At 59.1% G+C, this 23,748-nt stretch carries 14 protein-coding genes; 5 read left to right on the top strand and 9 right to left on the bottom strand.

Annotated elements, in window-relative coordinates; all coding sequences use genetic code 11:
* Positions 1–5 precede the first annotated feature (5 nt).
* Positions 6–698 (top strand): RNA polymerase sigma factor, encoded by a 693-nt coding sequence (locus tag BGIM_RS0102430; RefSeq protein ID WP_020468210.1) that lies wholly within the window; start codon positions 6–8, stop codon positions 696–698.
* A 71-nt stretch (positions 699–769) separates the two neighbouring features.
* Here BGIM_RS0102430 and BGIM_RS0102425 read toward each other — a convergent pair whose 3' ends face one another.
* Entirely contained in the window at positions 770–1,060 is a 291-nt protein-coding gene (locus BGIM_RS0102425) for a hypothetical protein (RefSeq protein WP_020468209.1), read from the bottom strand.
* Positions 1,061–1,224: 164 nt separating this feature from the next.
* On the opposite strand from BGIM_RS0102425, the gene BGIM_RS48365 reads away from it, so the two are divergent.
* On the top strand, positions 1,225–1,803 hold the full coding sequence (locus tag BGIM_RS48365) for a PEGA domain-containing protein (RefSeq protein WP_084759655.1): 579 nt from the start codon (positions 1,225–1,227) through the stop codon (positions 1,801–1,803).
* Between the two features lie 78 nt (positions 1,804–1,881).
* On the opposite strand, the gene BGIM_RS0102415 is transcribed toward BGIM_RS48365, so the two are convergent.
* From BGIM_RS0102415 to BGIM_RS56830, 4 genes are all read right to left on the bottom strand, one after another.
* The gene (locus BGIM_RS0102415; RefSeq protein WP_157368569.1) at positions 1,882–3,330 is read right to left on the bottom strand and encodes a NupC/NupG family nucleoside CNT transporter; all 1,449 of its coding nucleotides are present in this window, start codon (positions 3,328–3,330) and stop codon (positions 1,882–1,884) included.
* Positions 3,331–3,637: 307 nt separating this feature from the next.
* Positions 3,638–10,309 carry a beta strand repeat-containing protein gene (locus BGIM_RS0102405; RefSeq protein WP_020468205.1) on the bottom strand — a complete coding sequence of 2,224 codons (6,672 nt, stop codon included), beginning with the start codon at positions 10,307–10,309 and terminating at the stop codon, positions 3,638–3,640.
* Between the two features lie 303 nt (positions 10,310–10,612).
* Complete coding sequence (locus BGIM_RS48360; RefSeq protein ID WP_020468204.1) at positions 10,613–11,548, bottom strand: DMT family transporter; 936 nt, start codon at positions 11,546–11,548, stop codon at positions 10,613–10,615.
* 57 nt (positions 11,549–11,605) lie between these two features.
* Positions 11,606–12,976 (bottom strand): serine/threonine protein kinase, encoded by a 1,371-nt coding sequence (locus tag BGIM_RS56830; RefSeq protein ID WP_020468203.1) that lies wholly within the window; start codon positions 12,974–12,976, stop codon positions 11,606–11,608.
* A gap of 281 nt (positions 12,977–13,257) precedes the next feature.
* Between BGIM_RS56830 and BGIM_RS0102390 the strand changes: the two genes are divergently transcribed.
* The 3 genes from BGIM_RS0102390 (at position 13,258) to BGIM_RS0102380 (ending at position 17,015) form a co-directional block, all read left to right on the top strand.
* Positions 13,258–14,571 carry an MFS transporter gene (locus tag BGIM_RS0102390; protein WP_157368568.1) on the top strand — a complete coding sequence of 438 codons (1,314 nt, stop codon included), beginning with the start codon at positions 13,258–13,260 and terminating at the stop codon, positions 14,569–14,571.
* Between the two features lie 130 nt (positions 14,572–14,701).
* Positions 14,702–15,517 carry a COG1361 family protein gene (locus BGIM_RS0102385; RefSeq protein ID WP_020468201.1) on the top strand — a complete coding sequence of 272 codons (816 nt, stop codon included), beginning with the start codon at positions 14,702–14,704 and terminating at the stop codon, positions 15,515–15,517.
* Between the two features lie 43 nt (positions 15,518–15,560).
* Entirely contained in the window at positions 15,561–17,015 is a 1,455-nt protein-coding gene (locus tag BGIM_RS0102380; protein ID WP_020468200.1) for an ATP-binding cassette domain-containing protein, read from the top strand.
* Here the strand turns inward: BGIM_RS0102380 and BGIM_RS0102375 are convergent.
* The 4 genes from BGIM_RS0102375 to BGIM_RS0102360 all read right to left on the bottom strand — a co-directional run bounded on the left by BGIM_RS0102375 (position 16,983) and on the right by BGIM_RS0102360 (position 23,564).
* A complete protein-coding gene (locus BGIM_RS0102375) occupies positions 16,983–20,132 on the bottom strand; it encodes an efflux RND transporter permease subunit (protein ID WP_020468199.1) in 3,150 nt (1,049 codons plus the stop codon). The genes BGIM_RS0102380 and BGIM_RS0102375 overlap by 33 nt on opposite strands.
* Before the next feature lie 4 nt (positions 20,133–20,136).
* Complete coding sequence (locus BGIM_RS0102370; RefSeq protein WP_020468198.1) at positions 20,137–21,633, bottom strand: efflux RND transporter periplasmic adaptor subunit; 1,497 nt, start codon at positions 21,631–21,633, stop codon at positions 20,137–20,139.
* A gap of 98 nt (positions 21,634–21,731) precedes the next feature.
* On the bottom strand, positions 21,732–22,142 hold the full coding sequence (locus BGIM_RS0102365; RefSeq protein ID WP_157368567.1) for a hypothetical protein: 411 nt from the start codon (positions 22,140–22,142) through the stop codon (positions 21,732–21,734).
* A 192-nt stretch (positions 22,143–22,334) separates the two neighbouring features.
* Positions 22,335–23,564 carry a TIGR02996 domain-containing protein gene (locus BGIM_RS0102360; protein ID WP_020468196.1) on the bottom strand — a complete coding sequence of 410 codons (1,230 nt, stop codon included), beginning with the start codon at positions 23,562–23,564 and terminating at the stop codon, positions 22,335–22,337.
* Between the last annotated feature and the right edge of the window lie 184 nt (positions 23,565–23,748).

The following is a 23,748-nucleotide window of genomic DNA, read 5'->3' as shown; positions in this document are numbered from 1 at the left end:
CACGCATGGACCAGCAGAACACCCATCTCAACCAGATCACCACCCGATGGCCGCTCATCACGGACCCCGCCCAGTTTGTGCTGAGGTATGCGACGGCGATTCGTTGCTATCTCGCCGCGATCATCCGCGATCCGCATGACTTGGAGGATGTGATCCAAGATTTTCTGGCTCGCGTCATCGAACGGGGGCTTGTGCAGGAAAACGCCGTTCGCGGACGATTTCGAGATTATCTGAAAGTGTCTGTGCGCAATGCGGCCCTCTCGCATTTGCGACGCCGATCCGATAATCAGGCCGCCGACGGGCAACTGGAAACGATCCCCGCCGAAAACGATGCCGGATCGGCGGCCGATAACGAATGGATCGCCGAATGGCGGGGCACGATGCTCGGCCAGGCGCTGGAGAAACTGGAAGATCAGGAACGGCTCGCCCCGGCCGGCCGGTTGTATCTGACGCTGACTCTCGCCCGCGATCACCCGGAGGCGGATTCCGTCACGCTCGCCGAATTGGCGGCGAAAAAAAGCGGCCGGCCAATGACTCCGGAGGCGTTTCGCAAACAGCTTAGCCGGGCAAGGACCGTGCTGGCCAACTTATTGGTGGACGAGGTTCGACGGACCATCGAAAACGCGACTCCCGAGCAGATCGACGAGGAATTGGCCGAACTCGGATTACAAGAACTCGTCCGGCCGTTTCGGGAATAATCAGAGACGGTCAAAACTTGCATTCGGCATGACAACCCCCAACAACAACGGAGGCAAGCCGCGACCGTTTCTCAGCGTCTGGGTGCGCTCATCCCCGAAGAGGGGCCGCCGGGAAGACCACCGGAACCGCCCGGACCACCGGAGCCGCCTCCCTGGCCGACGCCGGACATGTTGAACGGCTGGCCCGATATCTTGGGAGCGAAGCCCCGGTCGTCCTTCGGGTATTCCGGCGGGTTGTCGTACTTCGCGGGGGGAATCGAAAATTCCTCAACCTGAGTTTGTTTCATCTCTCGTTTCGGCGTGCTCGTGCAACCGGCCAGGCCGAGAATCATCGTCACCAATGCCAGCCAGCAACCCTTCATGGGCGTCCCCCGACCGAGAGAAGTCCGTTTCCCCAGTAATGGGCGAACCATAACGTCATCCATCATGGTGTCAAGCTCAAAGCAATCCGAATAATAGTTCTCTTGCTCCCCGCCGGGACTTCGATTATGGGGCGGCCTGTCCCCGGAATCCGCGCGAGGAGCGTATGCGTCGCCGAGCGTTCAGTATGGTGTTTGCCCTTGGGCTGGTCGTTCTCTCGACCGGCTGCGTGGAGCGCCGGTTTGTCGTGGAGTCCAATCCTCCGGGCGCGATGGTGTTCGTGAACAACGAGCCTTATGGCCCGACGCCCGTGGATATTCCGTTCCTGTATTACGGAACCTACGACATCAAGTTGGTGAAGGACGGTTTCCAGACGAAGAACGTCCAGCAGAAGATTTCGACGCCGTGGTACGAGTATCCGGGCATCGACTTCATCTCGGAAGTGGTTGTCCCGCTTCAGTTCTCGGACCTCCGGCCGCTTTATTACGAGCTTGAGCCCAACCAACCGCCAAACCTCGACCAACTGAAAATGGAGGCAGACGAGCTTCGTCGCCGGTCGCAAGGTCTGCCTCCCCCTCGCTATCCGGATCTTGACAAACGGCCCAAAGGCCCGCTGAATCCGAGGAATCCACCCCCGCCAGCCAGTGGTGGCGTGTTGCCCGTCCCGCCGCGAGAAATGAGGGAACCGCCTTTGGAAAGGGAAGCCTCCCCGCCTTTGTCGGCATTGCCGCCGCCGGGGAGTTGAGCAGGCCAAAGAGATCGAAGCCGCCCGAGATTCACCGCGAAGACTGTCTTCGCGGTGAATCTCGGGCGGTTTGCTCTTTCAAAGCATCACACCGGCGATGGCGGCATTCAGAAGCGTGGCCGTGAAGCCGACGAACAACGCCCGGCCGCCGAGACGAGCCAAGTCCTTTCGTCGATCCGGAGCCAATGCGCCGATCCCGCCGAGTTGAATGCCGACCGATGCGAAGTTGGCGAAGCCCGTGAGGGCGAATGCCGACAGCACATATGAACGCCCTGTCATGAAATCCGGGATCGTCTTCCACGATTTCATCTCCAGATAAGAAAAATGTTCGTTGATGGCCAGCTTGGAGCCGAGCAAGCTGCCCACTTTGCCGCAATCCTGCGTCTCGACACCCATCAAAAACGCCGCCGGAGAGAACAGCCAGCCGAACACGGTGCGGAGCGACAGATCATCGGGCCAACCGCCCAAGGCTTCGGCGGAAATCCCGAGCCAGATCAGGAGCGGCTTGATGCTGGCCAAAATCGCGTCGAACATGGCCACAAAGGCGATGAACACGATCAACATCGCCGCCACGTTCAGGGCGAGTTTCAACCCGTCGCCGGTTCCCGCCGCGACGGCATCAACGCCATTCACATAAGGTGAACGGGTCGTTTCCATCTTGGCCGTGCCACCGGTCTCCGGATTGCCTGTTTCCGGGAGAAACAACTTGGCAAGATACAGACTGCACGGGCAGGCCATCACGCTGGTTGTCAGCACGGCCACCGGGTCGGCCCCATAAATGATGTACACTACCATCATGCCACCGGAGATGTGGGCAAAACCGCTGACCATCAGCGTGAACAACTCAGAACTCGTCATCCGCGGGACATAGGGTTTCACGATCAGCGGGGCCTCGGTTTGCCCCATGAACACATTCGCGGAGACAGACAACGTCTCGGCCCCGCTGGTTTTCATCAGGTGCATCATCACGCGGGACATCAGCCGGACGAAGAATTGCAGGATGCCGTAGTGATACAGAAGCGTGAAGAAAGCAGAGACGAACAGGATCGGCGGCAGCGCCTTGAAAGCGAAAATGAACAAATGATCCACCTTGGGACTCATCATGAACTCGCCCTGCTTGACCAACGGGCCAAACACAAACTCGGCCCCTTGGTCCGAAAAGCCGATGAACTTCTTGCAGATGGTTCCGATCAACTCAAACCCGCGATAGACAAAGGGAACCTTCAAGACCATCACAGCCAAGAAAATCTGGAGTCCGAATCCGAAACCGATGGTCCGCCAGTTAACGGCCCGCAGGTTCTGCGAAAACGCGGCGACGATGCCGAAGAAACACAGCACGCCCGCGACAGCTTGCCCCCGGACGCCAATGATGTCCCGCAGCAGATAGGACATTCCCCCCACGGCCAGAATCCCCGCCAAAATGCCGACACGCCAGACGAAGGGCATTGGCGGCGGAAGCACGGTGGTGATGATGGTGGAGTCGGACGGGGATGGCACGGACGGGGGGGACTCATCATTCGCGTTCAAGGATGATCCTTCCGAAGATTCGATGGATGGAATGCGGTTGCCCGGCCGACACGCGAAGGGAGAAGAGTTTCACGGCGAATCAAGCCCGGCAGTATGTGTGGTTGATTGTCCCAACCAACCGGCGATTGTGCAAGGAAGATTCGCGGGAAGTGAGCGTGAACAAGCGACGAAAATCCTGTTTTCTTTGGCCGAACCGGCGCAGGCGTTTGTCTGACAGAAATGAGACGGGCTCTTTTAAAACACGTCACGAGAGAGGCCCCCGGTTTTTCGACCGGAGGCCTTTCGTGACATCACTTTGGTGTTTCGATCAATGACCGAACAACGAAGCCAGATACGATTGCAGCGACACCCCGAGGCCCGCGGAGATCACCGTCGTTGTCGAGTTGTTGGTGGAGACCGTTTCCGTGTTGGTGGCCGACACGCTGGAAGACGGACGATACCGGCCGGGGGCATTGGGCACGCGGGCGGTGATGGTCAGCGTTTCGCTGGCTCCCGCCGCCACGTCTCCGATTGTCCACTTGCTAGTCGAGGAATCGAAAGCCGTCGAATCAGATGACGACACAAACGTGAACCCGGCAAGGTTGATATTGGCCGTGGCAGCCGTCGCCGGGCCGGTGCCGTTGTTCGTCACCGTGTAAGTGAAGGTCACCAACGTACCGGGCTTCGGCCGGGGCGGGCTTTCCGATTGGGTGATGGTCAGATCCGGAGCCACCAGTTCGCCGAAGTTGTATCCTGTCGCCGTGGCGCCGGAAGCCAGGGTGATGGCGTTGATGGCGTTGGTTGCCGCCGTCCCGCCCGAGGTTCCGGCGGTTTCGATGCCGTCGAGATACTTGGTCGGCTGGGTTTCCGTAATCGCATAAGTTCCCGGCCCGAGGTTCGTGAACGAATACGTCCCGTCGGCGCCCGTCGTGGCCGTCTTGCTCACCGCCACCCCATTGCTGGTTCCGGTCAGTTTCAGAGTCACGCCCGCGATGCCCGTCTCGCCGGTGTCCTTCGTGCCGTTGTTGTTCAAGTCGGCGAAGACAGTTCCGGAGAGACCGCTGGCTTTGACTTCGCCGAAGTTGAACCCGCCGCTTGTCGCCGCGCTGGTCGTGAGGTTGATCCCCACGAAGCGATCCGCCGAGACACTGGCGGCCGCCGGGGTGCCGTTCTGTTCCTGGCCGTCGTTGAAGCCCGCCGGCTGGGTTTCCGCGATGGTGTAAGTGCCCGGCAGAATGTTGCTGAACGTGTAATTCCCGCTGGAATCGGTCGTCACAACGACCGGGGTGATCGCCCCGGTGACGACATTCGTGCCCGTGAGAGTCACGGTCACCCCGGAGATGCCCGTTTCGCCGGAATCCTTGACGCCGTTGCCGTTCGTGTCCTCGTACACCGAGCCGCCGGTGCTGACGAGCGGCACTTCGCCAAAGTTGTAGCCGGTGGCTTGGGCGTTGGCGCCAAGCCCGATGCTTGAGATCGTGTTGGCGGTCGTCGTGCTGTTGCCGCCGGATGTCCCCACCGTCACTTTGCCGGTCTGGTTGGCCGGGGTGGTCGGTTGCGTTTCCGTCACTGTGTAGGTGCCGGCCGCGAGGTTCGTGAAGCTATAATTCCCGGAGGCATCCGTGGTCACGGTCATCGGGGCGGTCAGATTCCCGCCGGTGAGCGTGATGGTCACCCCGGAAATCCCGGTGTCCGGCCCGTTGAAGGTTCCGCTGTTGTCGTAGTCAAGGAAGACCCGGCCCGAGACAGACGCAGTGGCCGGGACTTGCTGGAACACCCCGAAGTCCACCGTGAGGTTGCTCTGGTTGTCCGGGGTGGTCGTGTCGTTGCTGGAAGTTTCTCCGATCGGTTCGTTGGCGGTCGGCCCGAGGGTGACGGGCAGCGATTGAATCACACCGCCGGCGCCCAAGGCCCCGCCCGTCGTAATTGTCGTGCCGTTGTCGTCGTTGTCTGTGGGCGTCGTGTCCGGATCTGGCGTCGCCGCCCCCTCGAAGGGGCTTCCCGTCCCGCCGGTGCTGGACTGGAAGGTGGCCAGCGCCCCGCCGGTGTTGAAGTTCGTCGCCGCCAGTCGGACGATGTAATCCCCGGCAATCAGGTTGGTGAACAGATATTGGCCGGAACTGTTCGTTGTCGTCGTGGCCACGACCGGGTTGCCGGTCGCCGTGGAAAGCAACTGGACAGTCACATTGCCAATGCCACTTTCGTTGCCATCTTTGATCCCGTTGTTGTTCAGGTCGTTGAAGACGGTGTTCCCAATGCTGAACTTGCGGAACACGCCGAAATCGAGGGTCAGGTTCGTGTCCGCCGAGGTGTCGCCGTCGTTGACGGGTTCGGTCCCGGCCGCGAGGGTGATCGTGCCGGACTCGATGTACCCGCCGGCTCCGAGCGCTCCGCCGGTGGAAACAATCACGCCGTTGTCATCGCTGTCGATGTTGTTGTTTGGATCAAGCGGCGGGGTGGCTTCGTAGGTGCCGGTGGCCGATCCGTTTGTCCCCGTGCTACTGGTGAAACCGGCCAGGGCGCCGGGTGTGCCCGTGGTGGTGAAGTTGGTCGCGGCAATGCGGACCTTGTAATTCCCCGCCGCCAGATTGGTAAATGTGTACTGCCCGGCGGAATCGGTCGTCGCCGTCTGAAGAACGGCTCCGGCCGAACTGATAAGCTGCACCGTCACGCCCGAAATGCCCGCCTCGCCATTGTCGAGCAAGCCGTTGTTATTCACATCGTTGAAAACCGTGTTGCCAAGGCTCAGCGTCCCGGCGGCGGCCGGGGCGACGACACCGAAGTCGAGCGTCAGGTTGGTGTTGGCATCTGTGTCGCCATCGTTCGTCGGTTCACCGCCAAGGGACAGCGTGATCGGCTTCGACTGGATGAACCCGCCCGCCCCGAGAGCGCCGGCGGTGGTGTCGGTGATGCCGTTGTCGTCGTTGTTGACGTTGAGGTTCGGATCCGGCGGGTTGGTCGTCTCGAACGCCCCGCCCGTTCCGGTGCTGCTCGTGTAGCCTGAGAGCACGGCACCTGAATTGAAGTTACTCGCCGCGATCCGCACTCGGTATGTGCCGGGATTCAGGTTGGCGAACGAATAGATTCCGTTGGCGGCGGAGACCGTGGAGGCCACCACCGTGCCACTGGAATTGATGAGCTGGAGCGTCACCCCGGCGAGGCCGGTCTCGCCTGTGTCCAACAGGCCGTTGTTGTTGGTGTCAACGAACACCTGATTGCCAAGCGTCAGGGTGTTCGCCGTCGTTGGCTGTCGAACGCCGAAGTCGAGCGTCAGGTTGGTGTTGGCGGAAGAGTCGCCATCGTTGGTCGGCTCGGCTCCCACCGCGAGATTAATCGGGGGCGACTGGATGAAGCCGCCCGCCCCGAGGGCGCCGGCGGTGGTGTCGGTGATGCCGTTGTCGTCGCCGTCGATGTTGTTGTTCGGGTCCGGCGGGTTGTTTGTTTCATAGGCTCCGTTAGGCCCAACACTGCTGACATAGCCGACGAGTGTGCCGCCGGCGGTGAAGTTGCTGGCCGCGATCCGCACTCGATAATCGCCGGGCGTCAACCCGGTGAACGTGTACTGTCCGCCGGCCACGGTGGTGGCCGACTGGAGGACCGTTCCCGTCGAACTGATGAGTTGGACAGTCACGCCCGCGATGCCGCTTTCGCCGCTGTCGAGGATGCCGTTGTCGTTCACATCGTTGAAGACCGTGTTGCCGAGGCTTAACACTCCACCGGCGGCCGGGGCGACGACACCAAAGTCGAGCGTCAGGTTGGTGTTGGCATCCGTGTCTCCGTCGTTGACGGGTTCGCCGCCGACCGACAGCGTGACCGGGCCAGACTGGATAAAGCCGCCCGCGCCCAAAGCTCCGGCAGTAGTGTCGGTGATGCCGTTGTCGTCGTTATCGACGTTCAGGTCAGGGTTCGGCGGATTATTCGTTTCAAAAGCCCCGCCCGTGCCCGTGCTGCTCGTGTAGCCAGAGAGAACCGACCCAGTGTTGAAGTTGCTGGCCGCGATCCGCACTCGGTAGGTTCCGGCCGCCAAGCCGGTGAAAGTATAGATGCCGTTGGCCCCGGTGGTCGTCGTCGCGGCCACCGTCCCGCCGGAATTGATGAGTTGAACTGTCACCCCCGCGAGGCCGGTCTCGCCCGTGTCCAACACGCCATTGTTGTTGGCATCAACGAACACTTGGTTGCCAAGTGTCAGGTTCCCGGCGGCGGCCGGAGCAACGACGCCGAAGTCGAGCGTCAGGTTGGTGTTGGCATCCGTGTCCCCGTCGTTGACGGGTTCACCGCCCACTGACAGCGTGATCGGGCCAGATTGGATGAAGCCACCCGCCCCGAGGGCGCCAGCGGTGGTGTCGGTGATGCCGTTGTCGTCGTTATCGACGTTCAGGTCCGGGTTCGGCGGATTGTTCGTTTCAAAAGCCCCGCCCGTTCCCGTGCTGCTGGTATAACCGGCGAGAATCGCTCCGGTGCTGAAGTTGCTGGCCGCGATCCGCACCCGATATGTTCCGGCGGCGAGACCGGTGAATGTGTAAATCCCGTTGGCCCCGGTAGTCGTCGTCGCGGCCACGGTCCCGCCGGAATTGATGAGTTGAACCGTCACCCCGGCGATGCCGACTTCACCGGTGTCCAATATTCCGTTGTTATTGGTGTCAACGAACACTTGGTTGCCAAGTGTCAGCGTACCGGCGGCCGCCCCGGTGAAACCGACATCAAGCGTGTGATCGCTTGTTCCGGCTCCCCCGGTGGTGAACGCAACCGTGGCGGTCGTTCCGCTCACCGTGGCATTGGAGTCGATGGCCGTGTCGGTTCCCTGCGTCGTCTTGGCGATTGATTTTCCGGCAAGGGCGGTCTGCGTCGTGGAGATGCGGATTTCATAGGCCGTGGAGGGGTCCAGGCTCTCGAACAAGTAGTTGCCGTCCACGTCCGTGGTCGCCGAACTAACTTGCGTTCCGTTCTTGAACAAGCCGAGGACGACACCAGAGATGCCCGCTTCTCCGGCATCTTGAATACCGTTGTTATTGGCATCGTTGAACACCCGGTCGCCGACTTGAATACCGGCGTCAGAGGCGAGAACTTCCACATTCCCAACGCCGTTGGCCGAGCCGAACGTGCTGAAATCGGAAGTCAGATACGTTTCACCACGGGCAAAGGTGGTCCCGGCGGTGTTGACGGAGGCCGAGGGGTCCGTGTCCGAGTTCAGCAGGGTGTAGACCCCGCCGGAATCGGCGTCCTGCGTGTCGATCCCCGAGGAAACAATTGTTTGATAACCGGGGACTTGGGCGAGACCGCCGGTCGTCGCTTCTTGCGTGATGTCGTTGAAATCGTCTTGGTAATAGTATTCGCCGCCGCCGGGGCCTTGGCCATTGCCGGCGCCACCGGTGGTCACGCCGCCGGACGACCCGTTGCTTTCAAGGGACCACGAACCGGCCGATGCCCCCGATGTGTTCAAGGCGGCCCGCAGAATATCCCCCCCGCCGACGGTATTGATGGGGTCTGTCGCGTTCGTGTCCGTCGTATAGAGTTGATAGCCCCCCATGTCCCCGAAGCGATCACGCAAACCGAGGACCATGTTGTTGCCGTCAAAAGCAATATCCGTGAGCCACGGCATGGGTTTGGTGAACACACTGCCGGTGGTCGCCGTTTGGTTGGTGAACGTGTCCGTCCAGCCATTCCAGTTGCCCGAGGCGTTGTCCGTTGTGACGTCGGGATCACCCTGGTCGATGAAACCCCGGTTGTAATTCAACGGGGCCGAGATGACGGGAGTGGTTCCGGCAGTGAAAGTGCTCGTGGCGCCGTTGTAACTGCTGAATGTCCCGGTGGCGGGGTTGAAGGCATAGACGATGGCCCTCAGATTGGTCTTGGCCGTCGCCCCGCTCTGTGACTGGGAGGTGTACGTTTCGCCGACAAACACCGCATTCCCCTTCACCGTGACGGCAAAGGGTCGCAGATCGGCGGCGCTGAAGCTGGTGATGCCGCCCGGATTGGTCAGCGGGACAGGGGTGCGTCGCAGTTTGCGGGTGGTGTCCAGCGTGCCATCGACGTTCACCGGAATTTCGATCAGTTCTCGTGTGTTGAGATTGATCGTGTACATGGTCCGGCCGTCGGCGGAGACAGCCAGTCCGCCCAAGCCGATTTTGCCAACCTTGGAGACGGTGGCGGCGTCATGCAGCCAGTCCCCTCCGTCGATGTCGGCATCCACCGGATGCGGATCGGCCCCGGTGGCGAAGTTTGTGGCCGTCGAACCGGCCGGGATGATCCCCGCCGGAATATTATTCATGTCGAGCAGAATCGACACTTCATTGCCATTGGTCCGGTCAATCCGGTAAATGCCCCCGGTGGTCGTGCCAACCGTCGTGGCGTCCGGATCAAGCGTGTTCGGCCCCAGCCCGGCATGACGCTTCACAAAAGAACTGGCGTACAAACTGTTCGACTGCGGTTGATAGGCCAGCCCGAACGTGCTGCCCACCTGATCGTAGGTCGCCAGCACGTTCGGGGTTTGCACGCCATCGGCGGCGTATTCGACCGTGACGATGGCCCCTTCCCCCGCCGCCACGCCAGTCGTCGCCTTGTCATAGAAATAAGTGTTCAGGGCCACCAAGTAACTGTTTAATCCCAGATTCACATCGGTCGGGTCGGTCGAGGCGTCCACAAAGCGAACTGTGGCCCCAGTGGTCGGGGTGGATTTGCCGACAATCAACCCTTCGGGGATCGCCGAGAATTCCAATCGCACGGCCGTGCTGTTGGTGTCGAGGGTGTAGGCCCCTCCTGTGTCCGTGGTGGCTGTTGTCGTGGTGCCGTCGGCTTCCGTGGCGGTCACGAGCACGTTGGGCACGCCGACTTCGCCGGGATCTTGCGTGCCATTCTGGTCCAAGTCCACAAAGACCAAGCCCGAAACCGATGGCATCTCCCGGTGTTCAAGCGATTGCACGTTAAATGGCGAACGACGTTTGGCGGGACGAACCGGGGAAACAGAGAAGGCTTTGGTAAAAAGCCGAGCAGCCCAACGCATGGAAAACCCCGTGATACTGGTGTGGGGAGAGCCGGTAACTACCCGTCAGTGTGACCGGAGAAGCAATGAATTCGCTAGTCCAACCGACCGGAAGCTACCCATGTTACAGGAGAATTCACGCAATTTCTACCGATGGGGCAAGATTATTGGATCAGGTAGATTGAGAAGAATTGGTAAAGACGGATTCGCATTTTCGACGAGTGACGATTGTATGAGTTTTGCGGATTGAGAGGTCGGCAAGCATCTCTAATACAGTCTGATCACCCACACAAACTTTGCATTTTTTCGAATTCAGATTTTGATTCAATCCTGAATTTTGATTTTCGCAGGTCGAGGCCAGTAGCGATAGGCCAGTGCCCCGATAATCAATGCCCCGCCCGCCCAGGTGGATCGGGTCGGAGTGTCTGTCTCCGGGGATACCAGATAGGCCCACACGGGGTTCAGCAGGGGTTCCAGAAGAGTGATGGCTCCCGCTTCTTGCGGGTTGACGAAACGCAACCCTCGGGCGAAGAGGAAATATGGCAAGGCCATTTGCACGCCGCCGAAGATCATCAGAAAGCCGATTTGGCGCAGTGTCGGTGTTGTGATCCAGTCAATCCAGAATCCGATTCCGTGAAGAGCCATGATCGCCAAAGACATGCAAACGGCGCTTCCCAAGTTGTTTTGCACCGAGAGCCAGGCAGAGGGTTGGTCCCGCAGATGACGCAAACACAGGATCACCCCTGCATAGGTGATGCCGCTGCCGACGGCCATGAGTGTCACGTCGAACCGGCCATCGTCGAAAAGTTTCCCGTCCCCGCCGACGATCACAGCCATTCCAAGCATCCCCAATGTGATGGCGATCACGCTTTTGGTGTCGGCTCGTTCACGCAGGACGAAGATGGAATATGCGAACACAAAGAAAGGGGCTGTGTTCTGCAACAAGATGGCGTTGGCCGCCGAGCCGAGCGTGATGGCCGAGATGAACAGGTAATTCATCACCGCGAAACAGACAATCATTGCGGGCATAATCGGCCGGATCGCGACTTGGCGAAACGGGACAAGCGGCAACATCACCAGCCCGGCGAACAACGCCCGGAAAAAGGCGATTTGCACGGGAGTCAGCGCTGGCTCGTTCAATCCGAGCGGCCCCGGATTCTTCAGCAATCGGGTGCCCAAGCCGCTGAGGCTCCACAACACGGCAGCCAGCACCAAACACCAGCGGCCGTGTCGGATCTCTGCTTGGGAAGGATGGATCATCCGGGGTTTATAGATGCCGGGTGTGAAAATGGTAGAACACGACCGGTGCGGTTTGGGTCACCACACGCGCCAGCCGGACGACCCGCCCCAGCCCATGAAGTGGTAGAACGTGGAAGCCATCGCCGTGACCACCAAGGAGGCCAGCGAAATAATGCCCCATCTCGCCAATCGTGACATGGCCGGAGGGAGGTCGTTCGCTTCCGTGTTTGTTGACGGAGCGGGCGTTTCCCAATCGGCGGGAGGATGGTCGGCGAGGTGCTGGAATTCCGGCACGGTGCGGAATGGCTTCAAGGTGTTTTCGTGCAACACGAGAAAGTTCGGGGGAAGCCGCCCTTCCTCGTAATAGCGTTCGATGGTGACCACTCGAGCGTTAAGCCGCATGAGTTTCCCGGCGCGGGATCGGTATTGCACTGTCCAAAACGGGGCAACGTTCTTGGCCGGCCGGGGGGGATCTTTTGATCGTTCCATGTCCTGCCGGGTCGCGGCGGGGACTTCTTCCTCTTCGTCGGCCGTTCCCGAGGCGCCGACGGTGTCCAGCAGGCCCGAGGCCAGCAGGATTTCGATAAAGTGCCCGGCGTCCCGATATCGCTGGTGTGGGTTGCGGTCCAGCATCCGGGCGATAATCACGTCCACAATGGGGGGAAGTTCGGGCACCCAACTGGAGGCCGGGCGAAACACCCCTTCTTCCTTCCGTCGGAACACCTCGTCGAAACTTCGGCCGGGGAAGGGAACCCGCCCGGTGAGAAGTTGGTAAAGGGTGACGCCGAGGGCGAAAAGATCCGTGCGCTCGTCCACGATGGAGGAGTTCATCATCTGTTCATAGGGCATGTAAAACGGCGTGCCCACGCCCGTGTCGTGGCTCGTCAGTTCCGTTTCGCGCTCGCGGTATTTCGCCACGCCGAGATCGGCCAGTTTCGCCCGGCCATCGTCATCAAGGATGATGTTGCCCGGTTTCACGTCCCGGTGGACGTATTTGAGGTGGTGCAACTCTTGCAACCCGCGGGCGATATCCAAGGCCAGCCGGGCGGCCACGCCAACAGGCATCGGGCCGTCGTCGTCAAGAAGTTGTTGGGCGGTTCGGCCCGCCACATACTCCATCACCAGATAATGGGTTTCGGATGATTCGTCCCAACCGGAATCAAAGCATCGCACGATGTTGGGATGATCGAGCCGGGTTCCCATCGCCGCTTCCTGCCGAAAGCGGTCAACGCATGTTTGATTGTGCGCAAGTTCGGGAGCAAGGAATTTGAGGGCCACCAACCGGCGTCTGGTTTCGTCGTAACCCAGATAAACCGTGGACATGCCCCCGGCGGCCAGACGCCGCAACAGCCGATAGTCCCCCACTCTCCGCACCTCGACGGCGGGAGTCTCCGGCCCGGCGACCTTTCGTCGGCGGGCGAGCGGCGTGGTATTGGAAAGCGTGTCCATGGCCCTTTTCCCCGGTCCGTCGGGTGGTCCTGGCGGGTGGCGTCGAACGCTCGCGTTGTTATTACGAATGAAGAGACGCTTTGGACGTTAATGCTAATCGAATTTAACCCCTTCCGACAAGAGCGGTTGTTCATGCGCTCGCACATCTGTCGAAAGTTTCAGGTGAAACCCGCAATTTCATCTGTGGAAGGTTGCCGTCCCCCCGTCGGGCGTGGTACATTCACCAAACCTCCCCCGCCTCGGGCGTTCTGTCCCGATATCCCAGACAGGTTATGAATTTCATGGGTGATCCCGCGGCCAAACCGACCAACGTTCGTTTTCTGATCGTGATTGTCACTTCGCTGACAGCCATTTTCATGTATGTGGACCGGGGGTGCATCGCCCAATTAAAAGGGGTCATCGGCAAGGATCTGGACATTTCCGATCAGGGAATGGACTGGATCATGAGCGCGTTTTTCTGGTCCTATGCGCTGGCTCAAGTCCCGAGCGGGTTCGTCGGTTCGCGGTTTGGCATGCGTAAAACGCTGGCGATCATGCTGTTCAGTTGGTCGGTTTGCACGGCCGTCTGCGGCTTGGCCACGGGGTTTGCGGCCATGTTCGCCTCACGGTTGGCCGTGGGCGTCACGGAAGCCGGCGCCTATCCCTCGGCGGCGGCCATTGTGAAGGGATGGTTTCCCATATCAGCACGAGGCCGGGCAAACAGTTTTGTGGCGCTTGGCGGTCGGCTGGGATTTGTCCTCTCTCAAATCCTGACACCGTGGATCGCGGGCTATCCTTTTTTTGGCTGGCGGGGAGCATTGATTCTGTACGGCATTCTCGGCATGTTCTGGGCCTTTGTCTTTTGGTGGTTGGTTCGGGACAAGGCAAAACTACATCCTTGGTCGAATCAAGCCGAAGTCGATTACGCGGGAACTGTGCCTGTTGCGTCACAGACTTCCGAAACTTGGCCGGTGATGGCCTTGCTTTCCAGCCGAAACATGTGGTTCTTTGGCTTGACTCAGTTTGGCTCCAATGTGGGATGGGCTTTTCTGATCACCAACCTTCCCGCCATGCTGGAAAATTATCTTGAATGTGACAATCCCTCGGATCGCGGCTGGATCGCAGCGATGCCTCCGGCCGCCAGTTGCCTGGGAATGTTCCTCGGCGGCTTTGTGGGGGATTGGTGTGTGCGGCGTTTCGGACTGTTATGGGGGCGTCGATTGCCGATCAGTCTGATGCTTATTCTGGCAGCTCTCGCTTACCTCACCTGCATCATGATCACCTCGCCAATGATGGCCGAGAGCCGGTCAATGATTCGCATTCAAGATGCGTGGTTGATGGGGATCGTCCTTGCCTGCATGGCCATTTGCCAAGACATCGGCATTCCCAGCGTCTGGGCCTTTTCCCAAGACGTGGGAGGCAAGCATGTGGGAGCCACGCTTGGCTTCGGCAACATGATCGGCAACCTCGGTGCGGCGGCCTCTCCGTTGTTGCTTGGGTTTGTGCAACGAAATTATGGCTATAACAATATGTTTCTGATGTGCGCCGGTTTTTTCTTGCTGGCTTCATTTTGCGCCCTAAACCTGAATGCCACCAAACCGGTGCTGGATGATTGACGGAGTGAGGAATTTTTCGCCAGCTTTGGGAGAAACCTTCAACTTCATGTTCTAGGGTATGAGCGGAACGATCACGCCCGTCAACTGATCAGCGTTTCTCGCACCCGTTCCAGCATGAAGGGGTTTCTTGATGAAAGACCACCTTGAACAAACGCTCCCTTTTGCGGGAGAGTCGACCGAACATCAACCCGCTTGGTCCGGTTCGGCCTCCGCTGACGGAGGGGATGCCCTTGTTTGGAAGGCTGAGATTGTGTTGCCCGCTGATTCACGCATCGTTCCCGAAACCAAAGACATTCCCAAGGCGGTTCTCGAACCCGCTCCGGCCCAGCTTGAGGAAGTTCCGCTGGCGTATGGCCTCGTCGCCAAAGTGCTCCTTCCCCGCCCGGCCTTCAATTTTAAGGTGGAACACGACCTGCCGCCGAATGTGACGCTCTTGGAAGCCAAGCCTCGCGCCACCATCGTCGGCGAACACCTGATCTGGAACTTCGGCCGCCTCGATCCGGGACAAGAACTCCGCTTGCAAGTCGTGGTCTTGCCGGAACCGGGGACAAAGTTCACGGTCGGCGAACTGACGAACTTCAACGCCACCTACACCCAGAATCTTTACTTTCAGACACCACTGATCCGGGCGAAACTGGCCGTGAAGATCACCGGGCCGGAGTTTATCCGCGTCGGCGAGCTCGCGGAATATGTGATCGAAACTCAAAACGCCGGCAACTGGGTCGTTGAGAACATCACGACAGGGTTGGTTTTGCCGCCGGAATTGCTCGGGGCTGACGGACTCGCACCGAACTTTACCATCGGTTCGCTGGACCCCGGTTCCAGCCGGAAGGTGAAAGTATTCGCCAAGGCGGCCAAGGGAGGCGAAGCACGCCTCAAAGTCGAAGTCAATGGCACGGACGACGCGAAATCCAGCGCCGAGTTTGTCACCACCGTCTTGGGCTGAAAATCTCCTCGACTCCGGCCCCCGGAATTTCCATCATGGGGGCATGACGTCCAACATTCTTTTTCACGCCGCCCATGCCCGGATCGTCCGACCGGGGGCCGATTCTGTTCTGACCGCCTTTTCCGATCTCTCGTGGAAAATCCTAGAGGGACAAACATGGGCCATCGTCGGACCGGTGGGTTCCGGCAAAACCACTTTAGCCGACACACTCCGGGGCCGTCTTCGTGTCACCGAGGGGGATATTGCGTGGCCTTTTCTGGAAGACCTTCGCGCGTCCGGCCGAACCATCAATTGGCCGGCTGATGCCATCCATGTTGTTTCCTTCAAGGAAGAATCGCGGGCGTTTTCCCACTCAAACCACTATTATCAGCAGCGTTTCAACTTCATCGAAGCGGAAGACGATCTCACCCTGCGGGACTTCTTACGGAGCGGTTTGGTCGTCGAAGAAAGCGAGTTATTGGCGGTCGCCACACGCTTCCGGCTCGCAGACAAACTTGATCTCTCCGTCATCAAACTCTCGAACGGCCAGACCCGCCGGGCCAGACTCGCGAGGGCAATGCTCCGCAAGCCGGACTGGCTGATTCTCGACGAGCCATTCATCGGTCTGGACACTGCCTCGCGGGCCGACCTCTCCGACCTGCTCGCCAATTTGGTGACAACGGGACATCGCCTCATGCTCATCACCCGGCCGGACGCCATCCCGGAATGGGTGACGGATGTTGTTGAATTGGAGGCCGGGGCGATCCGCTGGCAGGGGCCTCGCGGCGACTATCAGCCCCCCGTGAGCGAATCCGTTCCTGTTGAGGCATCTGCCCCCGAATCTGTCGGCGAGCCAGTCATCGAACTGCGGGAGGTGACGGTCACCTATGGTGGGCAAACCATTCTCGACCGCGTGAACTGGACCGTCCGGGCCGGGGAGCGTTGGGCCTTGCTCGGGCCGAACGGTTCCGGGAAGACGACCCTGTTGAGCCTGATCGCCGGGGACCATCCGCAAGCCTATGGCAATGATGTCAGGTTGTTTGGCAAGCGGCGGGGCACCGGAGAAAGCATCTGGGATATCAAGAAAAACCTTGGCTTGGTTTCTCCCGAGATTCACCTGTATTTCTCGGCCCCGCTGACGGCATCCGAAACCATCGCCACCGGCTTTTATGATGTGATGGCCTATCGGCCGACAACACCCGAACAACAGGTCATCATCAGGCAATTCACCGATTATTTCGGCATCACTCCCTTGGCCGACCGGCCGTTCCGCCGACTATCCACCGGCGAGCAACGACTGGTGTTGCTCATTCGCGGACTGGTGAAACGCCCGCCGATCCTGATTCTGGATGAACCGTTTCAAGGGCTTGACTCGAAAGCCATCGACGCCGCTCGTCGCTGGCTCGATACCGAACTGGCCGCCGGGCAGACCCTCATCTTCGTGAGTCATCTGCCGGAAGAACTTCCCCGAACGGTGACCCGGCGGTTACGACTCGACAGTGGAAAAGTGGTGGACTGAGTTTTCGGCTGGTTCCTTCTTGTTCTCAAAATGCGGGTCGAACCAGCGGTAAACAGCCGGGATCACGAATAGCGTTAAAAGTGTGGAGGTCATCAATCCACCGATCACCACAGTGGCCAGCGGTTTTTGCACCTCGGCGCCTGCCCCGTTTGAGAGGGCCATCGGGATGAACCCAAGAGTCGCCACCATCGCCGTCATCAACACCGGCCGGATGCGGATCATCGCCCCGTCGAAGGCGGCGTCTTTCACATCCTTGCCGGATTTCCGCAGTTCCACAATGTAAGTCACCAACACTACCCCGTTAAGGACGGCCACGCCGAACAGAGCGATGAAGCCGACTCCGGCCGAGATCGAGAAATCCATTCCGCGTACCCAGAGGGCGAACACCCCGCCGGAGGCCGCCATCGGCACGTTCATGAAAATCAGGGCCGCGAGTTTGGACGATCCGAATGTCGAATGGAGCAACACGAAAATCAATAGCAACGCCACCGGGACGGCGACCGACAACCGCCGGGTCGCCTCCTGAAGATTTTTGAACTGGCCTCCCCAGCCAACCGAATAGCCGGTCGGAAGTTTTACCTTGGTGTTCACCGCTTGCTGGGCCTCGGCCACAAAACCGGCGAGGTCGCGGCCACGGACGTTGCAAGAGATGATCGCCCGGCGCCGAATGGCATCCCGGCTGATTTGGGCCGGGCCGTCCTCAAAACGAATTTCCGTGAGTTGTTCCAACGGAATCTGCCGCCCTTGCGGATCGGCGACGGTGATGCGTTTCATCCGTTGCAAATCTTCTCGCACTGCCTCCGGGAAACGAATCTGCAACGGGAAGCGACGTTGCCCCTCGAACACCTGGCCGACTTCCCTGCCCCCCATCGCTGACACGGCATCCAGCACATGTCGGGCGTTGATCCCGTGCCGGGCGAGGGCATCCCGCTTCAAGATGATGCGAAGATAGGGCAGCCCGCCGGTCTGTTCGACCGCCACGTCGGCCGCTCCCGGAACCTTGCCGACGACGGAGGCCACCTTCTCGGCTGTCTCGCGCAAAGTGTCGAGGTCGTCCCCATAAACACTGATGCCCACATCCGTCTTCACTCCCGCGATCAACTCGGCCACCCGGAGTTCAATCGGCTGGGAGAAACTATAAGCGTTACCCGGCACCTCCCGTTCAAGAGTTTCCTCCATCGCCTTCACCAAGTCTTCCTTGCGGGAAAACCGCCAAGTGTTGCGTGGCTTGAGGCTGACCATCACGTCGGTCAGATTCACCATCATTGGATCGTTGGCGATTTCCGGCCGGCCGATTTTGCAATTCACCGACTCCACCTCGGGCATTTGCAACAGGCATTTTTCAATCTGAGTACACATCGCCACGGATGTTTCCAAGGACACGCTTGGCAACCGGGTGGCTTGCAGGGCAATGGAACCTTCGTCTAGTTTCGGAATGAACACCGCCCCCAAACTGGAAGCCACGAGAACGCTCAAGACGAACAACCCGACGGAGCCGAACATCACCGGGCGGGGATGATCGACGGCTGTTCGCAACAATGGCTGATACATCGATTTGGCCCACCGCACCAGAAATGGCTCGGTTTCGGAAACACTTCGCAAAAACACGGCGGCCAGCACCGGCATCAGCACAAGGGCCAAGAACAATGACGCGAGCAACGCGAACATCACCGTCAGCGCCATCGGCTTGAACATCTTCCCCTCAACCCCGCGAAGCGAGAGAATGGGGAGGTAAACCAGCAGAATAATGCCAACGCCGAACACCACCGGCCGAGCCACTTCGCGGCAGGCTTCCTTAACCACGGAGAGCGGGGCCTTGGCTTCTTTGTGCTCATGCCGATGTTCCGCGACCCGCCGGACCACGTTCTCAATCAACACCACGCTGCCATCGACAATCAGGCCAAAGTCAATGGCCCCGAGACTCATCAAATTGCCGGAAAGCCCGGTGGTCCACATGCCGATGAACGCCCCGGCCATCGCCAGCGGGACCGACAGGGCGACAATCAATCCCGCCCGCAAACTGCCGAGCAGAATCAGCAAGACCACCACCACCAGCACGCCGCCTTCGACGAGATTCGTTTGCAGGGTATGCACCGTCCGGTCCACCAATTCCGTGCGGTCGTAAATCACATCGACTTCAATGCCCTCGGGGAGTGTTTTTCTAATCTCATCCATCTTTTCTTTGCTGCGTTTCACCACCTCGCGGGAGTTTTCCCCCGCCAGCAGCATCACAATACCGACGACACCTTCTCCCTTGCCGTCCCGCGTGACGGCCCCCTGCCGCAGCACCGGGGCGAATTGCACATCCGCGACTTGGTGGACATACACCGGCGTGCCATCCCCCCGGCTGTCCAGCACGACGTTTCGCACATCGTCGAGTGAATGAATCAGCCCCTCGGCCCGGATGATGCGCTGTTCCTGCGATTTGAACAGAACGTAACCACCCCCTTCGTTGGCATTGTTTTCCCGAAGAGCCTCGAAGATTTTCGAGAGAGGGATGTTGAACGTCCGCAATTTGTCCGGGTCCGGGCGCACTTCGTAGGCCCGCACTTCGCCGCCGCTGGTGTTCACTTCGATGACACCGGGCACTCCGCGAAGTTGCGGGGCAATCTGCCAGTCGAGCGTTTCGCGGAGCCGCATCAGGTCATCCGGCTTTCCCGGTTTTTGGCCGGATTTGTAGCGGACTTCAAATTGATAAATCTCTCCGAGTCCGGTGGCGATCGGCCCCGGTCTCGGGGAAGGAATGCCGGGCGGGATTTTCTCGCGGGCCTCCTGAAGGCGTTCGTTGACTTGCTGACGCGCCCAGAAGATGTCCGTCCCTTCTTCAAAAACCACGGTCACCACGGAAAGGCCGAACTGGTTGACGGAACGGATTTCTTCGACGTGCGGCATCCCGCTCATCGCGGCCTCCACCGGAATGGTGATGGCTTGTTCAACCTCCAACGGGCCAAGCGCCGGGGCGGTGGTCATCACCTGCACCTGAACGTTGGTCACATCCGGCACGGCGTCCACCGGCAAGCGGGACGCGGAATACATCCCCGCCGCCAACAACAGGAGAGAGGCGAGAAAGACGAGGAAACGATTCGCCAGGGCGAAATCAATGATTCGCTCCAACATGAGTTCACTCCCCGACCAGTTGATCTTTGAGCATTTCGGATTTGAGGGAAAAGCCCCCCCGCACCACCACCCGGTCACCCGGCTTCAGTCCTTCCGTCACCTCGACTTTGTCCCCGGCCGAACGGCCGATGACGACTTCGGTTTTGCGAAACGTGTCATCGCCTGTCTGCACGAAGACAAACGGCTTGTTCTCATGCCGCAGAACGGCCGTTCCCGGCACTTGAAACACCGGGGTTTGGTCGCCCATCTCAAACCCCACCTCGACAAACATACCCGGTTTCAGCAAGCGGTCGGTGTTTGCGGTCACGGCGGTCAGCGTCATGGAACGGGAAGTTTTGTCGATCAAATCGCCGGTGTGTGTCACTGTCGCCTGACGTTCCGACACGCCACAGTGCGGAGATCGAAACACAATCGGATGATCCGCCAGCCCGCGAACAAGCGGCATGTCGGCCTCGAACAAGTCGGCCTGCACCCACAGATTGGAAAGATCCGTGAGGACAAACATCTGGGTTTGAGGGCCGACACGCTCGGACAAGACAGCATGCCGTTCGACAATCACCCCGGCGAACGGGGCTTTCACCGGCAAGTAAGAGGCCGACGCCCCCTCGGCCACCGGGTCCGACTTGTCCAAATCCACGGCCGCGAGGCCGAACATCGCCACATGGGCCGAGGCGACATTGAACGCCGTCTCGGCCTCGGCCAGTTTCACTTCTGATTGCCTTCGTTGGTTCTTCACTTGGAAACGCAACTCCTCGACAATGGCGGCATATCCGGCAGTGGCGGACTCCGTTTCCGCCTCGATTTTGCGAAGATTGGAACCGGAGACAGAATCTCCCGAGTTCCGCATGTTGGCAAGCTGGCTTCCCAGTTGATTCCGCTTGGAATAGGCCGTGAGAAGTTGTTGCCGCCAGTCGCCGATGGGCTTGTCGGCCATTTTCTTTTCGATGTCGGCCAGCGGCGTCTCGGCATCGAGCAGTCGCAGCAATTCGGCGGCATTAGTGGTGGTGATCTTGGTTCGGGCGGCCACCTCTCGTTCGGCCATCAACGAGGTCTTCGTCCGGACGACTTCCAGCTTGGCATGGCCGAAATCCCGGCTGTCCACGACAGCCAAAATGTCGCCGACGTTGACCGATTGGCCGATCTTCACCCGCACTTCGCGGATGATCCCGTCGGCCGGGGGGAAAATGTGCGCCAGCCGTTCTTCGTTGAAGGCGACGCGACCCGGACGCCATGTCCGGTGGTTAAACGACTCGGGGTTGATGGTCGCCAGTTCGATCCCGGCGCCGGCCCACTTGTCGCTCGAAAAGGTAATTTCCGAAGCCTCGGCGGCCGATGGTGTGGATGGCGCCGCCTCGGCTTTTCCGGCCGAGGATAACAGACGGGTAGCGACCACTCCAATCACCAACCCGGCGACCAACAGACCCGCCCCCGGAATCAGGGCTTTCCAACGCCGGTTTGCGCTCAGGTCAACAGCCCGACGCTCCGCTGTGGAGACAGTCATGGGGAAATCTCATGTGAATCGGGCGAATATGGGAATCCATGCGTGAAAGTCAGGCACGGATCGACACGGAGGGCTTTTGAGAAAAGAACCCGAACGGGTTAAGAAACGAGAACGCCGGTGCGCAGACGCGCGGCGACATGGCAGAGACGAATGGAGTGCGGCCGGGGAATGAACCTTGCCGAACAATCTTGTTGAAGGAAGATTGTCGAATCGGGAAGAGGGGCAACGTCATCATCAGCCGTCGCCGGAAGTTCATCGGCATCGAAATCCACAGAGGCAGCACTGCCGACTGCTTCCAAATGGGAACAACCGGCAGGAAGCCCTGGACCCGGCATATGATCGCCGGGCATTTCGATCCCGAGGATGATCAGGTGCGTATGAGTCTCAAGAGGACATCCGCCGCTTTGGGACGAGAGAATGGGCGTACAACACGCCAGCGGCATCCATCCCAGCCCATGCGTATGCGGCGAGTCACCGGCGGCATGGCTATGGGAAACGGACACACTCATGCCGATCACCGTCATCCAACAAGTGAGGACGGCAAGCAATCGGCGTCGGAAATCGTGGCCCATCCGGAACATGCCTGAAGTGTAGACCATTTGCGGATTGACTGCAAGAGGTTGGACAGCTTGGATAAGAAATGCAAATGCCTGACAACAATTTTGAAACAGAGCTGCGGTTAACTGGTGGCTGAAACCGAATTAATTCAATCGACCCAACGGGCCAGGCGCTTCGGCCGTTGGGTCGATCTGCGATCCCCGAATGGGAAAATAAAACTGGATGCAGTGTCCAAATTCGGCCCGGAGCGCCCAAACGTCATCAAGCGACAAGGGGGTGCCTCCGATGCCGAGCATCCGAAGGCTTGGAAGAGCGCCCGACATGAGTAACTCGCGGATAGATTGAGCCTGAATATTGCTGTGAGCCAGATCAAGTAATTCAACCGAGGGAAAAGTGCCGGGACGCATCAAGCCTTTTAAGGACATGTCTTCAAGACCACACCCGCCGAGGTGGAGATATTGCAGCCGAGGCCATAATCCAGGCACGGCGAATGTTCGGATACCTCTTCCATCTTCAAAAATTCCTTCCAAATTCAAAGAATTCATCCCTCGAAAACGTTTTGAACGAACAAGAATGTCCACAATTGCTGATGTGCAACCTGTGTCATCAATCTGAAGTTTTCTCAACTTGGTGACCACAGGTGACTCAAGAATCTGAAGCAATGCCTGATCGCCAATATGATCCTCGCTGAGGGACAAGCCCGCTAGTTTTTCCAGCAACGCCGGTTCCTTGGTCAGCAATCGGATGCCCTCTTCACTTGTGCCTCCGAAGCCACCTACCAATGAGATTTCACGAAACCGTTGAAGCATGGGTGAGGACGCCAGACGGCCGACAAAATTGGAAAGTGTTTCCGACAAGATATCATGCGGATGATGGAGACGAAGATTCAGGATTGGCAGCGGTCCCGTTGGCTGAATATCAATCGACTCAAGTTGGCAAAATTGCAGTGACGTCAAATCGATCTCATCCACAAAACCACGCCGAAACAACAAAACCGAACCCAGCTTGTTTGAATGATTCAATTCCGTTGTTTTTTCGGTCTTTACGGCCATTATGCCATGTCGGTACCTTCCATTTGCACCGTAGAAATTCACCTCGACGTCAGGCGGCATCTGTATCTCATAGCCGTTTGACCATTGACGAATGTTGCGTCGCAATAGCTCAATCGCGCGCTCATTCAAGCGGGTGTGGTCCGGCGATCTGACCCGATGTTTTTCCGCTTCGATCTGAATGCGAATAAATTCGGCCCGGTCCGGATCATCACATTCCTCAATCCAATCGCTCAAAATCAACCGTGGCGCATCGTCGTCAGGATTTTCCCTGACTGTCTCAAGCAAAGCACGTCCTTCGGGATGATTGAAGAATCCCATCATCGATCAGACCAGTGTTGGATCATGTGTCTTTTGAATCGTCGCACATGGAGAGCAAAAAGAACGCGATCATGCAATCTTGAATCTTACGTCAGACGTATGCAAAAGAAGGCACGCAGATCATTTGTCGGATATGCAAAGAGTGGGTTTCGGAGGTATCCAAAGGATATCCTCATAGAGTGGAGTC

It is taken from the genome of Zavarzinella formosa DSM 19928, from assembly GCF_000255705.1.
Lineage (GTDB): Bacteria > Planctomycetota > Planctomycetia > Gemmatales > Gemmataceae > Zavarzinella > Zavarzinella formosa.
This window is presented reverse-complemented; position numbering and strand designations above follow the sequence as displayed.